At 50.5% G+C, this 17558-nt stretch carries 13 protein-coding genes and 1 pseudogene; 13 read left to right on the top strand and 1 reads right to left on the bottom strand.

Annotation, left to right across the window (positions count from 1 at the left end; all coding sequences use genetic code 11):
• Positions 1-8 precede the first annotated feature (8 nt).
• The 7 genes from KJS47_RS08480 to KJS47_RS08450 all read left to right on the top strand — a co-directional run bounded on the left by KJS47_RS08480 (position 9) and on the right by KJS47_RS08450 (position 8381).
• The gene (locus tag KJS47_RS08480) at positions 9-3140 is read left to right on the top strand and encodes a heparinase II/III domain-containing protein (RefSeq protein WP_213524463.1); all 3132 of its coding nucleotides are present in this window, start codon (positions 9-11) and stop codon (positions 3138-3140) included.
• A gap of 330 nt (positions 3141-3470) precedes the next feature.
• Entirely contained in the window at positions 3471-4163 is a 693-nt protein-coding gene (locus KJS47_RS08475; protein ID WP_213524462.1) for an ABC transporter ATP-binding protein, read from the top strand.
• Positions 4163-5458: an ABC transporter permease gene (locus tag KJS47_RS08470; protein ID WP_213524461.1), complete on the top strand. Its 1296-nt coding sequence runs from the start codon at positions 4163-4165 to the stop codon at positions 5456-5458. Before KJS47_RS08475 ends, KJS47_RS08470 begins: the two co-directional genes overlap by 1 nt.
• A 116-nt stretch (positions 5459-5574) precedes the next feature.
• Positions 5575-6300 carry a YebC/PmpR family DNA-binding transcriptional regulator gene (locus KJS47_RS08465; protein WP_213524459.1) on the top strand — a complete coding sequence of 242 codons (726 nt, stop codon included), beginning with the start codon at positions 5575-5577 and terminating at the stop codon, positions 6298-6300.
• Between the two features lie 260 nt (positions 6301-6560).
• Entirely contained in the window at positions 6561-7055 is a 495-nt protein-coding gene (locus KJS47_RS08460; protein ID WP_213524457.1) for an RNA polymerase sigma factor, read from the top strand.
• Positions 7045-7626 carry an anti-sigma factor gene (locus tag KJS47_RS08455; protein ID WP_213524456.1) on the top strand — a complete coding sequence of 194 codons (582 nt, stop codon included), beginning with the start codon at positions 7045-7047 and terminating at the stop codon, positions 7624-7626. The genes KJS47_RS08460 and KJS47_RS08455 overlap by 11 nt, the downstream gene beginning before the upstream one ends.
• Entirely contained in the window at positions 7623-8381 is a 759-nt protein-coding gene (locus tag KJS47_RS08450; protein WP_213524454.1) for a YfjL-like protein, read from the top strand. Before KJS47_RS08455 ends, KJS47_RS08450 begins: the two co-directional genes overlap by 4 nt.
• Positions 8382-8508: 127 nt before the next feature.
• Here the strand turns inward: KJS47_RS08450 and KJS47_RS08445 are convergent.
• Positions 8509-9144, bottom strand: a pseudogene (locus KJS47_RS08445) (SpoVR family protein); the annotation flags it as partial.
• Positions 9145-9559: 415 nt separating this feature from the next.
• Between KJS47_RS08445 and KJS47_RS08440 the strand changes: the two are divergent.
• The 6 genes from KJS47_RS08440 to KJS47_RS08415 all read left to right on the top strand — a co-directional run bounded on the left by KJS47_RS08440 (position 9560) and on the right by KJS47_RS08415 (position 17433).
• Entirely contained in the window at positions 9560-11020 is a 1461-nt protein-coding gene (locus KJS47_RS08440; RefSeq protein WP_213524452.1) for a recombinase family protein, read from the top strand.
• 261 nt (positions 11021-11281) lie between these two features.
• Positions 11282-12514, top strand: coding sequence for a phospholipase D family protein (locus KJS47_RS08435; protein WP_213524450.1), 1233 nt, complete (start codon positions 11282-11284; stop codon positions 12512-12514).
• 505 nt (positions 12515-13019) lie between these two features.
• Complete coding sequence (locus KJS47_RS08430; protein ID WP_213524448.1) at positions 13020-13514, top strand: hypothetical protein; 495 nt, start codon at positions 13020-13022, stop codon at positions 13512-13514.
• Positions 13515-13769: 255 nt separating this feature from the next.
• Positions 13770-15422 carry a recombinase family protein gene (locus KJS47_RS08425; protein WP_283772060.1) on the top strand — a complete coding sequence of 551 codons (1653 nt, stop codon included), beginning with the start codon at positions 13770-13772 and terminating at the stop codon, positions 15420-15422.
• A gap of 413 nt (positions 15423-15835) precedes the next feature.
• Positions 15836-16417: a hypothetical protein gene (locus tag KJS47_RS08420; protein ID WP_213524444.1), complete on the top strand. Its 582-nt coding sequence runs from the start codon at positions 15836-15838 to the stop codon at positions 16415-16417.
• 5 nt (positions 16418-16422) lie between these two features.
• Positions 16423-17433: a Kiwa anti-phage protein KwaB-like domain-containing protein gene (locus tag KJS47_RS08415; RefSeq protein ID WP_213524442.1), complete on the top strand. Its 1011-nt coding sequence runs from the start codon at positions 16423-16425 to the stop codon at positions 17431-17433.
• The last annotated feature ends 125 nt before the right edge of the window (positions 17434-17558 follow it).

Here is a 17558-nt window from a genome sequence, read left to right as displayed (position 1 = left end):
GATAGCCCATGGGAACGACAAAGGGCTCGACGAGCCCTACGAGCAAAGAGCGGGGCTTCTACTTCACGGAGGAGCAGATCGGGCAGGCGAAGCGGAACATCGCCTCGCTGCCCTGGGCTGCAGACGCCTGGGCGGCGATGCAGCGGCGGTGCGACGAGCATCTGACACTGACCGAGGAGCAGGTGTACAGCTGCGTGCTCGGCATGAAGGACGAGGCGTTCGCTTACGGCATCTCGGGCTGCCCGGGCTGCGGCAAGCCTCTGCCTCTCCTGCCTACGGAGCAGCGAGCCATCATGTCGGGCATCGCGGAGCTGCCCGTTAAGCGCGTCATCTGCCCCTCCTGCGGGGAAGCACTGCCGGGAGAGCGGTTCGCGGACGACGGGCAAGGCTTCGTGACGGAGGGTAAGGCGTACTATCCCGTCGGCATGTGGAACTTTTACATGGCGGGGGAGCTGCTTGGCGGCGTCCGGAACCACGAGGGGCTCGTGACGCAGCTGACCTACCTGTACATGCTGACCGGCGAGGAGCGGTACGCCCGGCGAGCGCTCGTTCTGCTCGACGCGTTCTCGGCTATCTGGCCGGGCACGATTGGACCACGGGATTTCACGCCCTACGGAAGCGGCTTCGAGATCGGCCGGCTGCATCTGCTGACCAGCATCGTCTATCGGGTCAAAGTCTGCCTCGCCATGGATTACGACTGGCTGTCCGGGCATCCCGATCTGGACGCTCCTTCCGAAGGGCTGCGCCGACTCGGCGACAGCGGAACGATGCGCACCTGTATCGAGTGCATGCTGACGGATTACCTGCTGGACGAACCGGGCGGGCCGGTGTACGACCTGCGCGGGGGCAACCTGACCAATCTGCAGAACCACGAAGCGGACGGCGTCCGGGCGATGCTCGCCGTCGGTCTGGCGCTGGATGTGCCGGAGTACCGGGAATGGGGCATCCGCGTGGTCGAGGCGTACTTCTATAACGCAATCGGCCGGGACGGCATGTATTACGAAGGCTCGTACGGCTACTCGCTGTTCACGGCGACCGTCTTTCTGGATATCGCACTCCTCGCGATGCGGGCGTCGACCGAAGAGCAGCTAGAGGCGTTCCATCCGTTCGCCTGCGACCGCTTCTTCCGGCTCGCCGTGGAGAACCCGCTCGCGATGCTGTGCCAGGGGCATGCGCCCTCTTACGGAGATTGGGGACGGGACGAGGTTGTCGGCACCGACCCGGATCGCAAGCTGCTCACCGAGGCGTACCGGGCGGCGCTCTACTTCTACCAATTCACCCCGGACGAGGGGATGCGGGAGCGGGCGGCGTCTGGGATGCGCCCGCTGTATCCGCTTCTAGAGGGCGAGTTGGGCGGCAAGGGAGCGGACCTGTTCTTCACGCATCCGGCCCATGAAGATGGCCGGTCTGCGAAGGAGGAGAACGTGCTGCCGGCCGGGGCTACCGTCATGGGCCAGGCGGGCATCGCCATCCTGCGTGGTCGTGACGGGGCAGCGGTGCTGCTGCGGTACGGGCCGAACAACACGCACGGCCACGACGATGTGCTCGCCTTCACGTATTACGCCGAGGGGCGGGAAGTGTCGGCGGATATCGGCTACGGCATCTACGGCACGAACGCGCATTACGGCTGGGCGTCCAAGACGGTGGCGCATAATACGGTCGTCGTCGATTGCGACGAGAAGCTTGCCCGGCAGCAGCTGGTCAAGCCGTTTGCCGGAGGCGAGCTGGCGTTCCTGTACGACGGAGAAGACGTGTCGGCAATGGAGGCCAAAGCGCCCGCCCTATATGGAATCGCGGCCTACCAGCGCATGCTGGGCATCGCTTCGGCGGGCGCCGGATCGTACGTGATAGACTTCTTCCATGTCGACGGAGCGGGGAAGGCCGATTATGCGTTCCACGCCTTCCACGAGGAGAGCGAGCTGGCGCTCGGCGGCTCGGCCCGGCAGATCGAAGCGGATCACTGGACGCTCGCCGGCGTGGACGCGCTGCAGAAGCCGTACTTCGATGCGCCGGGCCTCAGCTTCGGCGAGCGGCTCACGACCGGCGAGACGTTCACGACGCTGCTGGACGGCGAGGAGGAGCGGCTGTGGACGCCGGAGCCGAACAACGGCTACGGCTACATCTACGCCCTCCGCGAATATGCCGCCGGTGGAGAGGCCGTCCGTGCCTCCTGGCGGACGAAGAGCGGGCTGACGCTCGATTGGCACGGGCTGGACGACGGGGACCGCTGGTTCACCGGGCTGTGCCCGTCGCTCGAGGGCGAGCGGCAGCATCCGATCCTCCTCCGGCGAAGCGCCAAGCCGGTCCGGACATTCGTCTCCGCCCTCTCCACACGGAGCGGGGACGCCCCGCAGGCGATCGTCCGCATGACCCGGCTGCCGGTCACCGTGGAGGGAGCGGCGGCGGAGGACGAACGGCGCGGCATGGGGGACGGAGCTGCTGCCGTCTGCGTCGAGCTGGCCGGGGGCGAGCGGGACCTGTGGTTCTACAGTCCCGCTCCGCTTCGGGCGGCGATCGACACCGGGCGCAGCGGCATCTGGCGCGTGGACGGGAGCGCGGCCTGGCTGCGGCTCGCGCCGGACGGAACGGTCGCCGCGACGGCCTGCCTGGCGTCGGCGTCCTCGGTCCTCGGCGCGCATGCGGCCCGGGGCCGAGACGGCGGCTGGCTCCCCGTCACGGAGACGGATGCGGCGCGCGGAACGCTGCGGGTCGCGGGCACGCTGTCCGGTGCGCCGGGCGGCCTGCTCCGAGTACGCCGCGGCCCCGGACACGCGAGTGCCCTCTACACGGCAGCGAGCCTACAGGCGGACGGGGCCGGGACGGTGATTGAGCTGACCGATTCGTTCCTGCTGTCCAAAGGCATTGTGGACGCGCTGGAAGGGGACCGCCTGGCCAGCCGGTATCCGCTGCCGCTCGGTTTCGCCGCATCCGCGGACGGTCCGCTTACGCCGTTTGCGGGCAAGCTCGTGCAGGGAGAGGGGGGCGGTCAGGCGACGCTTCGGGGCGTGCAGGACCTGAAGACGCTGCTGGTTGAAGTCCGCCGCCCGTTTGCAGCCGGAGAGCCGTTCGCCATCCTGGACATCGAGCCGGGGTGCGAGGTGCAGTGGCTCGGACGCCCGGACGGCGGCGAAGGTGCCTAGACTCAGCCATATACTAGACCCAGCCATATACTAGAGGCAGCCATATACTAGACACAACCATAGAAATGACGGTTCCTACTTGAGGGTACCGTCTTTTATTGTGCGAAAATTGAGCGGACACTAGCGAACAAGGAAACGCAAAAGGTTTGTGTGCGGAGCGCCCGAACGGGCCATATCGGGGCTATCGTGAGTAGGAGTGGAAGGAAATCCCATGTAACAAATTTGCCGCAGCCGGATACAAAATCGGCCTCCGATCCGTCTTTCTTATGTCCAGACAACAGGCGGGTGAGAACCCGCCGCAACGATTCTTTCATGCAAGGAGTGTTCGCATTGATCGAGGTAAGAGACCTCCACCACGAGTTTCGGATAGGCAAGAAAGGACAAGAGAAGATCGTCCCCGTCCTGCGGGACATCGATCTGAGCGTTCGGGAAGGGGAGATCGTCTCGGTGCTCGGACGCAGCGGCTCGGGCAAGTCGACGCTGCTGAACCTGATCGCCGGCTACATAAGGCCGACCGGCGGCCGTATCGTCGTCGCGGGGACGGACGTCACGGGCCTGAACGAGACGCAATGGGCCAAATTCCGGCTGAACCATATGGGCTTCATCTTTCAGAGCTTCCAGCTCATCCCGAGCATGACGGCGTTCGCCAACATCGAGCTGCCGCTCATTCTCAAGGGCGTCGACGACAAGAAACGGGCGGCCTACGTCCAGGAAGCAATGGCGATGGTCGGCATGGAGGAGTTCGCACATTTTTATCCGAGCGAGCTCTCCGGCGGCCAGCAGCAGAGGGTGGGTATCGCCCGTGCCATGGTACTGAAGCCCCGGCTCATTCTGGCGGACGAGCCGACCGGCAGTCTCGACAGCGAGACGGAGGAGACCGTCCTGCAGTTCATCCGGGAGCTGAACCAGAGGCATAACACCACGTTCCTTATCATCACGCATGACCGGGAGGTGGCGGCCTTCGCTCACCGCTCGGTTGCCATTCACAACGGCTCGCTTGTCGCGCAGGAGGTGCTCGGGTAATGAAATTCGCAGACAAGTACCGGTTCATCCGGCAGAACATGAAGAAAAATCGCACCCGTCTGTTCATGACCATCCTCGCGACGGCGATGGGCTGCTGCTTCCTCATCGTGCTCGCCTCGGTCGGCTTCGGCTTCCAGGAGAGCATCGAGAGAGAGATTACGTCGAACGGCGTGGTGACGGAGATTTCCGTTTATCCCAAAATGCCCAAGGACGAGAAGGTGGAAGAGGACCTCTCCCTCAAAGACGCGGATGTCCGGTATTTTGAAGGGCTGCCCAATGTGAACGCGGTGACGCGCAAGAACGGCGTACATGAGGCGATTCTCTATCGGGTCGGGGACTACGAAAACTCCTCCAACGCCCTGTTCACCGACTTCCCGTCCGATCAAAAATCGGGCGTGAAGCTGTCCGCCGGACGGTTCCCTCAGAACGACAGCGAGGTTGTGGTGGGCTACCATTTTGCGGACCATCTCGCCAAGGGGAAGGAAGGGAAGTTCCAGGGCGAGCTGCTGAACCAGAAAATGACGGTCTCGTTCCAAAAGAGAGAGGAGGCTCCGGGCAAAGTGCCGGGCAAGGACGCGAAGCCGACGGAGCTTAAGAAGGAAGTAACCATCGTCGGCATTACGGCAAAGCCGACCCGTGAGTGGCTGGAGGACACGACGGTGCAGTTCTCCGGTACAGCGTACCCGGAGATCTACAAATTTTATTGGGACAAGGATTTTGACGGCTCTTACCAGCAGGTCAAGGTGTACGCCAAGGACGTCCAGGATGTGCTCGGGATCTCCAAGACGATCAAGGAGAAGTACAATGCGCACTCGGTCATGGATGAGCTTCAGCAGCTGAATACCGTCTTCGTCATGATCAAGATCGGCCTCTTGTTCATCGGGGCCATCGCCGTCCTCATAGCGGCGATTGGCATCTTCAACACAATGACGATGGCCGTCACCGAACGGACGCAGGAGATTGGGATCATGAAAGCGATCGGCGCTGCGCCGTCCGCGATCCGCAGCATTTTCCTGCTCGAGAGCAGCTATATCGGCGTGATCGGCGCTGCCATCGGCACCGCGGTCGCGTATGTGATCAGCCTTGCCGTGAACTTTTTCATCCCGATGGTAATCTCTAGCATGAACGAGAACTCAAGCGGCGAGCCGCTCGACTTCACCTTCAGCTCCATTCCGCCTTCGCTTGTGCTCATCTCCGTCGCCATCAGCGTCGGGGTGGCCATCCTGTCGGGCATGAAGCCGGCGCGCAAAGCGACGGAGATCGACGTGCTCAAGGCGCTGAGACGGGACATCTAGTGCCGGGTTCCTTTCTCTTCCTTTCAGTTGCGCGGGACGCCCGCCTAGCGATATAATAGACGATGCGCATGGAAGCGCCATGTGCAGATTCAAAGCTGAAAGAGAGCGGGAACAATATGGGCCGTAAATGGAATAATATTAAAGAGAAGAAAGCGTCCAAGGACGCCAACACAAGTCGGATATATGCAAGATTCGGCCGCGAGATCTATGTGGCGGCCAAGCAGGGAGAGCCGGATCCCGAGTCGAACCGGGCGCTGAAGGTCGTCCTTGAGCGCGCCAAGACGTACAATGTGCCGAAGGCGATCATCGACCGCGCGATCGAGAAGGCCAAGGGCGGCGGTGAGGAGAACTACGACCAGCTGCGGTACGAGGGCTTCGGGCCGAACGGCTCCATGGTCATCGTCGACGCGCTGACCAACAACGTCAACCGGACGGCGTCCGAGGTGCGCGCCGCGTTCACCAAGAACGGCGGCAGCCTCGGCGTCAGCGGTTCGGTGGCGTATATGTTCGACGCGACCGCGGTTATCGGTGTGGAGGACAAGTCCGCCGAGGAAGTGCTGGAGATTCTGATGGAAGCGGACGTTGACGCCCGCGACTTGCTGGAGGAGGACGGCGCAGTAATCGTCTACGCGGAGCCGACCGAATTCCATGCCGTGCAGGAGGCGTTCCGAAACGCCGGCATCACCGAGTTCTCGGTAGCGGAGCTGACGATGCTGCCGCAGACCTACCTGACGCTCCCGGCCGATGTGCAGCCCCAGTTCGAGAAGCTGATCGACGTACTCGAGGATCTGGAGGACGTGCAGCAGGTGTACCACAACGTCGATTTCGGCGACGATGAGTAAGCCGCAATCGAGGAAGCCGCCCTATGGGGCGGCTTTTTGTTTGGGTCCTCCCGTCTAAGGCCAGGTAGCTTTCCTCCCCCGGCTGCGGTAGCCTCTATCTTAGGGAACAACCGCAGAAGGTAGTCATTCCGGCGGGAACGCAGGGAATGGCTTTTTTTTGGAGACGCCTGTAACGAAACGAATCGCCGCGGTACTAATCCAATAGACAGACCGCAGCAAACCGGTTTGCGGTGAAGCGAAGGACGCGCAGGAGGGAAGGCATGGAGCTGGAAGAGCTGTATCCGACCATTCAACCGAGAATCTATGCTTTCTTCTACGTGAAGACGCTGAGCAGGGAGGCGGCAGAGGATCTGACGCAGGACGTCTTCTACGAAGCGTGGAAGGGAGCCGCCTCGTTCTCCGGCCGATCCACCGTGCAGACCTGGCTGTTCGGCATCGCCAAGAACAAGCTGAGCCATTATTACCGCTCCAAGCGGTACAAGGCCGATCTGGCCGCGAGGCTGGCCCCGGACCGGAGCGAATCCGCCACGCCGGAGGAGCAGGTGATCGCGAAGGAAGGCGAGCAGCGGCTGCTGGCCGCCATCCGGGAGCTGGATCCGGTCTCCCGGGAGATCGTGGAGCTGCGGATTTACGGAGAGTTGTCGTTCAAGGAAATCGGGGAGCTGGTGGGAGAGAGCGAGAACGTGGCCCGGGTGAGGTTTCACCGGGCGAAGCTCCGCCTGCACCGAGAGCTGGGAGGGTATGATGGACAATAAGACACAACGCCATATCGTGGAGGATCTGCTCCCGCTGTATGTGGAAGGCCTGCTGAGCGAGGAGACGGCCCGGTGGGTGGAGGAGCAGGCCCGGGACGACGAGCAGCTGGCGGAGCTGCTGCAGACCGCCCGGCAGCCGCTGCCGAGCGAGCCTGTCCCCGAGCAGCCGGACTACGAGACCATGATGAAGCGGATCAAGCGCAGGTTGTCCCTCTACCAGATGCTGTTTACCGCCATCTCGTTCTATTTGGCGATGCGGGCGTCCCTGCTGAACGAGAGCTTCGGCTTCATCGGCTGGTACTGCCTGTTCGGCGCCGTCACCTACCTGTTCTACAAGGACAGCAAGCTGGTCTTCCTGCTGGCGTTCGTGCCGATCTTCCTCTGGTCGCTAGGGGACACGCTGAGCGACATGGGGAAGGGCGAGACCATATACGGCGGAATCGCCGCCGGATTCCTGCCGGCGATGGCCGGGGCCGCGTTGACGGCGGCTCTACATTACGGCTTTGCACTCGCCGGCAATGCGATGGGGTGGCTGATCGTGAAGATTCGGAAGGGAGGAGGGACGGAGTGAGTGTGATCCAAGGAAAGCGCAAGCGGAGCAAGAAGAAGCTGGTCTACTGGACGCTGCTAGTGGTGCTGGTCCTCGCCGTCGGCTTCGTCCATAACGCGTTCAACGGCAATCCGGTCAGCAAATGGCTTGGCGGGCGGGAGGTGGGGCGGTATTTGGCCGAGACCTACCCGGGCCGGGAGTTTCGGGTCAAAGACGGCTTTTATAATTTCAAAGATAGCGGCTATGCGTACCAAGTCGTGGAGATCGGGACGAGCGGCGAGAAAGGGAAAGCAATGGAGTACGACTTCACGGTTCGGGGAGCGATGCCCCGTGTCGTCAGCGACGGCATCCGGTACGCGAATCTCGACACGGAGCTGATAGAGCGGCTGGCGAAGGAGGCCGGCGTCGAGCTGAAGGGGCTGCTTCAGCCGGCACTGCCGCTGGAGATCAAGATGGTCGATCCGCAGCTCGAAGTCGTGAAGGGCGAGCTTCCGCCGGAGACTAAGTGGGAGAAGGGGCTTGTTCTCGACCCGCTGATGTCGCTGTATGTTCTCCTGAATGCAGAGGGAGCCACGCCGCAGACGATGCTGGAGGCCGCCGGCGAGATCCAGCGGACGCTGAACCAGGAAGGCTACCGCTATTCCCGCGTCATGCTGAACGCGAATGGATTTGACGGCAAGGACGCCAAGGACGAGCACGGCTACGTCAAATACGCGGTGGCCTTTGAGCCGGATACCAAGCTCGCCGCCAAGGACGTCGAGACCTACAACCAATAAGCGCGGAAGTGCACAATATCGCAAATAGAGCGTAGACAAAGCGTAAAATGCGCAAATAGTAAGCTCGCTCCCCTTACGGCGTCCGCGGACCACAGGGGAGCGAGCTTTCTTTATTAGAGGGACTCTCTCACAAAAACCGGCGCGTCTGCTTCTTGCCATCGTAGCTGAACAGGACCGGTTTGTCTTCGATCACCGTCTGCAGATGGATCGTCTTGCCCCACAGCCGATGGACATACGGCATCGTCCGCTCGACGTATTTGAGATCCAGCTCGATTCCCTCGAACTCATGCTTTAGGTACAGCTCCCCGTTGTGCAGATAGTTCCCGTTCTCCACCAGAATGCACGGGAACCCCCCGTTGATGCGCGAATAGACCAGCTGGTCGCGGATGTTCTCCCACGATTTGTCCGTAATCTTCCACTCCGGCCCCTTTTTCTCAAAAACGTACAGATCGAGATCCTCCACCAACTGCTTCGTCAAATAGCTGCGGATGAACGAGGTGTCCGAGTCGAGCTCGCGCACCTCGAACAGCTTGCTGCGGCCCTGGCCGGGCAGTCGGCCGTCTCTTTCACGCTCTTCGGGCGTCGGATCGTCCCAGCGCTTCTCAATGTCCTCGAAAATTTTGAGCCCGAGGTAATACGGGTTCAGGCTGTGCCGCGACGGCTGGACGACGCCGGCATTCAGCTTGGCGAACTCGATCGTCTCCTCGGACGTCAGGTCCATCTCCCGCAGGATGCGGATGTGCCAATACGAAGCCCAGCCGTCCGTTCATAAAGGAGCTTAGTTCTAATTCAGTCTATGCGGCGTTATCTCAGGTAAAAATGAAAGTACGAGCCGGTTAAGGCTCGTACTGTCTGTCAAAATTGGTGGAAATGGATGCAGTCACTTTTGCTGCTTCGTCAGGGCCTATTTGTTGCGATAAGAGGGATTGTACTGCGGTGTTCATGAGTATATCCAACCAGTCAATTAACTCTTGCTGTGCCGGTCTTTCCAGTTCTTCCAACTCGTTAAAAGCAGTTTTGCCGACGTCTGTAGTAACAGTAAAAGTAACTTGTAGATTATTTATTTAAGCATCACCTCGCTACATGTCTATGCAGCGTGGTGGAAAGGACAACCCTTTTTTAGGGTTGTAATGAAAATGGGATTGAGCTATACAATGGCAATAAGGGAGTTGGGAAAAATGAGTGTTGGGCACGTACCCTTTCTGGCCCTCTACATTCGCGTATCAACGGACGAACAGGCGAGGGAAGGTCTGTCACTTGGAGAGCAGGAAGAGCGTTTAAAAGCCTATTGTAAAGCCTTAGGATGGACCTCGGAAATATCGCTCTATATCGAAGATGGTTATTCGGCAAAAAGTGTGGATCGTCCGAAGCTAAAGGAATTGTTAAAGCACGTACGGGAAGGTAGAATCTCAAAGGTCATTGTAACAAAACTGGACCGTATGAGTCGTAAACTACTTGATCTGCTTACACTGATCGAACTTTTTCAAGACCATAACGTCTCGTTTGTTTCTATTAGTGAGGCGTTTGATACAAATACTCCTGCAGGCAGACTCACGCTTCAAGTGCTGGGAGCAGTTGCTGAATTTGAGCGTGAACGTAACAGTGAGCGTGTTTTTGAAAATATGTTACATGCAGCTAAGGGCGGGAAGTGGCTCACCCAGCCTCCCTATGGATATGATCTAAATGAAGATAAGGAGCTTGTGATCAACGAAGAAGAAGCAAAAATCGTAATTCGTGTATTCAACGAATACTTGATTAAGGGCTACAGCTATTTACGAATCGCGACGGGGCTTAATCAAGATGGAATACCGGCGAAATTCAAACGTGGTTGGTCGCATCGGACAGTGAAGCTGATGCTGACCAATGAAGCTTACAAAGGAACGCTCGCATGGAATAAAATTGATGCTAAAAAGAAAACCAGGGAGCTGAAAGATCAACAAGAATGGGTTATTGTGGATGACTGCTTACCGGTAATCATCGAAAAAGAAATTTGGGAACGGGTGCGGAAAAAGATAGAGTTGAATCCCAAAATGCCGCCGAGGGGGACAGTTAGTCCGCATCTACTAGGAGGTTTATTAAAATGTGGAAATTGCGGATATGGGATGAGTGTTGCATACTCAGGTTCAAAAAATAACCGATACCGAGTGTATCGTTGCTCCGCAAATAAAAACAAAGGCACATGCATAAGCAAGCAGTATCGAGCGGATGAGATTGAGGCGTGGTTTAAAGCCGGGTTAAAGCGACTTTTCGAAAATACCATTTCAGATATTTCACTTGCCATGAAGCAGAAATTTATGGAGAGTAAACGAAGTGAATTTGAGAAAAAAGTACAGACTGCAAGAGGAAGATATACCCGTAAAGTCGAAGCTTATTCTAATGGGTTAATAGAGCTTGATGATTTGAAACAAGAAAAAGCAAGATACGACGAAGCGGTCGGCTTGCTAAACCAGGTAAACGAACCCGTCCATGCATATAATTTGGGGGACCTGGAAAAAATTATTCAAGATCGAATTAAAAATGTAGAGCATGCAATAGACGTATTGCCTGTAGAAGAAGCTAAACCACTGTTACATACCTTAATTGAGAAAGTGGTTGTTAAAGGAGAGAAAAATATTGAAATAGGGTTATTAGCTCTATAACCCTTATGAACCTACTTTTATTGAAAGATTGAACTCTAGAGTGATCGGATATCCACCTTGAAGCGAAAACCGTGACACGAACGAAAAACAAAAGCAACTCTTGTTCAAGGAGAGGATGCTTTTGTTTTTTTAATTAAAATTGACAACAGTTTTTTTTCACATGAGTTGTGATATTTGAATCTAAGTTATTATGGGTTTACACGGAATGAATACTATAATATGGTTATTTTAACCATGGGACCAATTAGGAGGAGATGATTAGTGTCGATTCATCTGATTGATGCTAAGTTTGGTAGCACCTTTTTTAACTTGTTATCAAAAACAAAAAATGAGATTAATATTATTTCTCCTTATATAGGTTATACCACTGCGAATGCATTAGCTGAAGTGTTAGAAAGTACAGAAGATATTCGCTGTAATATTATAACACGTTTTTATCGTGCTGATTTTCTTAACGGGGCCAGTAATATTGAAGGTCTAGATCGTTTGTTTCAAGCTGGCACCAATATCTACGCTCTGCAGGATCTTCATACAAAACTATACATATTTGATAATAAGTCAGTAATTCTAGGATCTGCGAATTTTACATTCAAGGGATTCTATAAAAATTTTGAATTTGGAATGTTTATGGAAGACGAACCGATTTTCGCAAAGGAATGTAACGATTATTTTACGGGTCTATTGATACAAATGAAAAATACTGGAGATGGAAGTTGGGAGCTTGACCAAGCAAGAATTGATGAAGAGAAGAGAATTATTAACAAGATACTTCCCAACCTTAAGCAGAAGAAAAATGAAAATCCTATAACCTTTATAAACGAAATAAAATGGGGAGCTAAAATAGAAAATGAGAAGGAAAATAACAATTTAGATTCCAGCACAACTGAGAAGAACAATGATTTTCTTGAAGATGTGCTCCGGCAAGAAACCAATATTGTTTCTAGTAATTCGAATACAGGTATATGGATAAAATTTGAAGGCAATAGTGGCGATCGTGTGCCTAACGAAGACATTTATTTAGACCGCAAAAGAAAGCATTACGACGATCCATACCGTACATTCTTTAGAAGACGTCCCCGAGGAATTAAAGATGGCCAAACTTTATTTATGGCTGTGATTAGCCAAGACCATAATGGTAATATGACGCCTATTATTGTTGGATACGCCATAACATCTGGTTTCGACGACAGTAAAGAGATAGGCTCAACAGACTATTTTTACAAACGGACCCATGGACGGTACCCTTATTATGTTGAAATAACCAAAGGACGTTATCTGAAGGGTGCCATAAAACATGGGATCTCCCTGATCGATTTAGTAAGAGATTTAAAACAGGATTTATACCCAAATAATAAAAAAACTGAAAGTCAAATTTTCATGACACATCACCAAAAATCGCATATTCAAATTACGGAGAAGGCAAAACAATATCTGATACTTAATCTTGAAAAGTTATTTCAACGATATGGTGTTGAAGAAATAAACCAAAAATAATTCTAATTTGGCTGCATTCCATTAACTTTCCAACATAATATTTCTCCTCTATTTAATAAAATGATCTCTAACATAAAAATCCCATGCCGTAATGCAATGGAGAAACAAGACGAAACAAACCTGAATAAGGGTTGTTTCGTCTTGTATTTTGATTGGTACATTTACATCTTTTGATAATAATTCCGTTTCCCATGGGAGGAGGCCATCGACTCCCACGTCTCTTCTATAGTTGGCCGCTTCTTCGGAAATATGATTCATCCAGCTTTGCCGACCCCACTGATCGATAAAGACTGGTGACACGCTCTTACTGAGCTTTTCGACAAGTACGCCGGATTATTCATCATGCTGAGTTGCGTGCTATGGCAACCTAAAAGTATCACCGACAAACAATAAAAATTTTCGGTATTAGTGAAATCCCCCTGAACCGTTATATTTGTAATACCGAAAAGTATAAGACAACGTGAAACAGTCAATATAGAGTAATAAAAAGGTTTGGTGGCAATCGATGATTTTTGAACTTTTAGTACAATACTACAATGAAGTTGATAAATCCATTGATAAAAATAAATATATAGATAAATATATTCAGATTTACGAAACATACACGAGTCAAAGAAGAGATACACAACAGGTTAAAGATAATCTAAAAAACTTTATTAATAGGAAAATACCTCGTTCCGGAGTCGATTTATTGTGTTATTTAGAAACTGTAGATTCGATTCTTGATCAAAAAATATCCAAAGAGATGAAGCAGATCTTATTTCCTTATGATGAGACTTCCTTAAAACAAGTCTTTGCAAATATGACGCTGACCAGAGATCTTCCTCCATTGAAGTTTAACCCTAAAAATTTTGATGCTGCCATATACGAAAAGTTATTCAATATTTTTGTGAGCATCTTAATGATATGTGATTGTGACGAAAGGAAACTAGACCAATATTATAGTAACTTACTTCATATGGAGAAATTTTTTGAAATGATTTCCGGGTACAGAAAATAAAAGGAATCCATAATATACCTAGCTTAATAAGATCCTTATTTTTGGGGGATAAATCCATAAATGAGGATCTTATTTATATTTTGTTTTTGTAATAATGTATAGCGAAATAAAAAAGATATAGCATAAGGTGTAAGTTCAAAACATATACTAATATATGTCAGACAATAGTTTTTTAATGTTTCATGAAGAGATATATATATTTAAATTGCATCATTCAGAAATATTTGCGTCTAGTTCAAGTCCACAATACGAATTATGCTATTAGTAGTTTCGGCCGATTCAATTTCAACTAGAGAGGAACCTAAAGTGGATACACGAACTAATAAGAAACCGCGTACCGGTATATGGGTCCGTCGATCGGTGGAAGAGAAATTCGAGAAGGTAAGCTTGGAGAACCAAATTGAAATCTGCAAAGCGAAGTGTGAGGCAGAAGGCTTCGAAGTCGTAGCCATCTTTCGGGAAGAAGAATCTGCGTACAACACGCCGATCGAAGACAGGCCGGTGTTACAGGAAGTCATTCAATTAGCCTTAAATGGTGGAATAGAGGTCTTGATGAGCTGGCAATCAGGTCGTCTGGTCCGGAGTCTTTACGACCAAGTCATTCTGCAAAAGATACTGCTACAAGATGCGGGCATAAAAGTCATTTTTGCAGACGCTAGCGACCGAGCATGGTCAGTAGATGAGTACGATGTTTTGGTGAGCATGCTGCATGGCTGGAGAAATGAAAACGAAGTTACTGAGCTTCGTCGCCGAGTGAAGCAGCATATGCGGCAATATGCTGATCGAGGTCTTTACGTCGGTGGTTCATTAACAGGTTACGAATGGAACAAGCACACGAAGCGAATGGAAAAAGTGCCAAATGAAATCGAAATCGTGGAGTCCATCTACCACATGTATCTACATGAAGGGTACTCCACCATCGCTATAGCAAAGGCACTTAATATGCAGGGGAAGAAAACAAAGTATGGGAAACTCTTTTACCCTGCTACTGTTGGTTCTATCTTAAGGAATAAGCTCTATTGTGGCTACTATCGCTGGGGTTTTACCACTTCTCGGCGTCGAAATACTCCTGAAAAAGCTGAAGGCTATGAAACCAAAGCTGATTGGATTGATCCGATTATTACCTTGGAGGACTGGGAGCGGGTGCAAGACCGAATGATCTCCCGTGCCGGCAAAAAAAGGGGGCAAAAAAACAATATAGCTACTACCTCCCCTTTCCTGCTATCCGGTATTTTGTATTGCGGATGTTGCGGTAAAAAGCTCGGGGCCCGTAATGGCACAACGCAATATGTAAGGAAGAACGGAGAAAAAGTTAAACATCCCCATTTTCGCTATGTCTGTAACGGTACGGAGAAACACGGCTTTAAGCCTTACTATAACGCACATCTGATCGACCATAAGGTTTTGCAGAAAACAATGGAGTTGGCCAGTGCATTGGACAGCGAAGTCGTATTCAACGCGGCAAAGAAAGAGACAGAAACCAAGAAAGGAAGTTTGAACACCGAGTTAAATGAGTTGACGAGATATAAGGCTCGCTTGGAAAAGGAGATTCAAACTCTTTTCTTGAATGTCGGCAGCACAACTAATCCAGATTTGGTCGACATGTATAACCAACGTATGCTGGACTTGGGTTCAAAACAGAAACAAAATGAGGTTCGAATTGCCGAACTTAAGCGGTCTTTGGAGCAAAGTCAGCTGCGTTTGGAAGATGTGGAGGCCTATTTGGAAATGATAAAGCAGTTCGCGTTCTATGAACAATTTTCACCGGCCAAGAAAAAACTGTTTGTTGACAATTTGATTGAAAAGGTCATCATTACAAATGACCAGCTGGATATTTTCTTGAAATGGGATATTCGAGGCAGCTTGAAAGGTTGCAAACTGGTTTTTAAACAATTAAGTTCCGCTTAAATCATAAATCTCCTCCTATTTTAATATGATATAGGAGGAGGTTTTTTATGCGGATAAATTTTAAATTGCCAATTAATAATGATAAAGATGAAAAAAGTAAAAAGCAGTTGATAAAATTGATAGTAGAGGATTTTATCCGTTATAGACAAGGTAAAAGATGACTACTGGAAACAATTATTATATAAAAGCAGCCGTCGTCTGAGATGTGCAATTTTGCCTTCTCTCTCCGGCTGCTGCTTTTATTTTAAAATTTTTTCGTGGGGCCCGTTGAGGCTTTAGTGACATTATATTATTTGTTTTTCCTTTGGCAATTCTTGGTTTAAATTAAAGCTATATTGAATTATAATTAGTGATAATGGATGATTTCTAATTTTTGTATTTAGGGGGAACGGCGTACATAGTGAGGGAGACAAATGAAAAGTCCAATTTGGTATAAGCTTGCATTGGTTTTTTCGGCATATTGCCCTTTGTTTTTTGTTCTCGTATTAAAATTGTTCAATCTTGAAAACATACATCGTATACCGATCTCGATGTCACCACAAATATTCTTATTTGCTATTTCTAGTATATTGCTTATTATTTCAGTAGTCAGTTGCCTCTTAGTAGCAATCGATATAATAACAACTCAGACACGAAGAATTGGTGCAAAAGCTGTAGAGATAAAAAAAGTGATCTCACGCGAGCAAGATGTATTAACTTATATTGCTACATATATTTTGCCACTAGTGTCTTTAAACCTTAATACTTGGAATGATACTTGGGTTACTTTATTTCTGTTGGTCTTGATTCTTTGGCTATCCCTCCGTTCGGAAATGTTATACATAAATCCTTTGTTATTTGCACTCGGCTATCATATTTACTCCGTTGAGACTGAAAGAGGAGATGTTCTCTATATTTCTAAAAATAAACGATCAGTTCTTTTCAAGCAACCTTCAAGAATTTGTTATCGATTAGAAGGCGAAAGCATTTTATTAGACGGTTCAGAAAAGGGGTAATTCAATTGCCAAATACGGAAACTGTAGAAGAGCAAAATACAGCGAGACGACTCCTGGAACAACTGTGCCAATCAATTAATCAAACACAAGACTCAATCAATATCCCCTGTCGGTTGTACATAGTTGGCTCGAAGTTAAGAGAAGGAACGAAAACGAGATATGATGCAATGGAGCCCTTGGAAATAATAATTGATGATTCAGTTCAAGAATGGTTAGTATCAAAAGCTAAAAGTACCGTTACCAAGTTACAAGAATTTGAATTATTAGATATGGGCGACATCGATGAATCAAGCGAGGACACTAAGAGGTACCTGGAATTAACAGAATTAAGCGAATTAGCGGAATGGAAAAATTGTATCAACACAGTTGATTGCGAGTCAGCACACGAGACGATAAACCAGGATGACTTTAAGCCAAAGGTGTTCATTTGCCATATTCAAATCGATAATCAAGATTTTTATTTGATTAAAAGTATTTCGGAAACAGTGTTCTTGAAACGAAGAAGGATCATGAAGTATATCCCAGGAAGAGGTAGTTACAAGCTAGAAGAAGACAACGGCAGCAAGAAAATATTTTTGGATGAAAACTGGGATGCGTTCCTATTAGGCGATTATGTAGTGTTATTAAATGAATCGAAGGTGTTAGAGTTGTTTCGTTATTACGAAAAGTTTAAAGAAGCGGCGGAGCAAACATTAGCTGAGTTATCCTCAATGGATTTTATTGCTGACATGGAGAATATACGTGAATTTGTATCTGCACGGGTGCTGTTCCAAAAGAAATTAGCACGTGCGGGCTCCACATACCCAATGGACGAGGTAAAAGTTGATAGAATCAAAGAGTTAATTAGCAGTGGGACAATCAACTTGCGACTAAATGATCAAGGCAAAATTGAGTGCACTTCTACGCAAGAAATGCGAGTGGTTTTAGATGTGTTAATGGATAATTTCGTGTCCTCTTTAATAACTGATGAACAATATAAAGCGATAAATAAATCTAAATTACAAGCTGCAAGATAAAAAGGAAAATCGCCCTTTTGCACAAAAAACTCAGAGGCTTATTTAAAATATGTCCATGAAAATTAGGGGCATGGACATACTTTATTTTTAGTTTAAATGTTAGATATTACATACATGGCCACGAA

It is taken from the genome of Paenibacillus sp. J31TS4 (assembly GCF_018403265.1).
Classification (GTDB): domain Bacteria; phylum Bacillota; class Bacilli; order Paenibacillales; family NBRC-103111; genus J31TS4.
This window is presented reverse-complemented; position numbering and strand designations above follow the sequence as displayed.

Bases quoted from the DNA above. Each gene is read 5' to 3' on its own strand.
- KJS47_RS08455 (WP_213524456.1), top strand. From the start codon at position 7,045: ATGGACAATAAGACACAACGCCATATCGTGGAGGATCTGCTCCCGCTG.
- KJS47_RS08430 (WP_213524448.1), top strand. From the start codon at position 13,020: ATGATTTTTGAACTTTTAGTACAATACTACAATGAAGTTGATAAATCC.
- KJS47_RS08480 (WP_213524463.1), top strand. From the start codon at position 9: ATGGGAACGACAAAGGGCTCGACGAGCCCTACGAGCAAAGAGCGGGGC.
- KJS47_RS08420 (WP_213524444.1), top strand. From the start codon at position 15,836: ATGAAAAGTCCAATTTGGTATAAGCTTGCATTGGTTTTTTCGGCATAT.
- KJS47_RS08425 (WP_283772060.1), top strand. From the start codon at position 13,770: ATGCTATTAGTAGTTTCGGCCGATTCAATTTCAACTAGAGAGGAACCT.
- KJS47_RS08460 (WP_213524457.1), top strand. From the start codon at position 6,561: ATGGAGCTGGAAGAGCTGTATCCGACCATTCAACCGAGAATCTATGCT.
- KJS47_RS08470 (WP_213524461.1), top strand. From the start codon at position 4,163: ATGAAATTCGCAGACAAGTACCGGTTCATCCGGCAGAACATGAAGAAA.
- KJS47_RS08440 (WP_213524452.1), top strand. From the start codon at position 9,560: ATGAGTGTTGGGCACGTACCCTTTCTGGCCCTCTACATTCGCGTATCA.
- KJS47_RS08465 (WP_213524459.1), top strand. From the start codon at position 5,575: ATGGGCCGTAAATGGAATAATATTAAAGAGAAGAAAGCGTCCAAGGAC.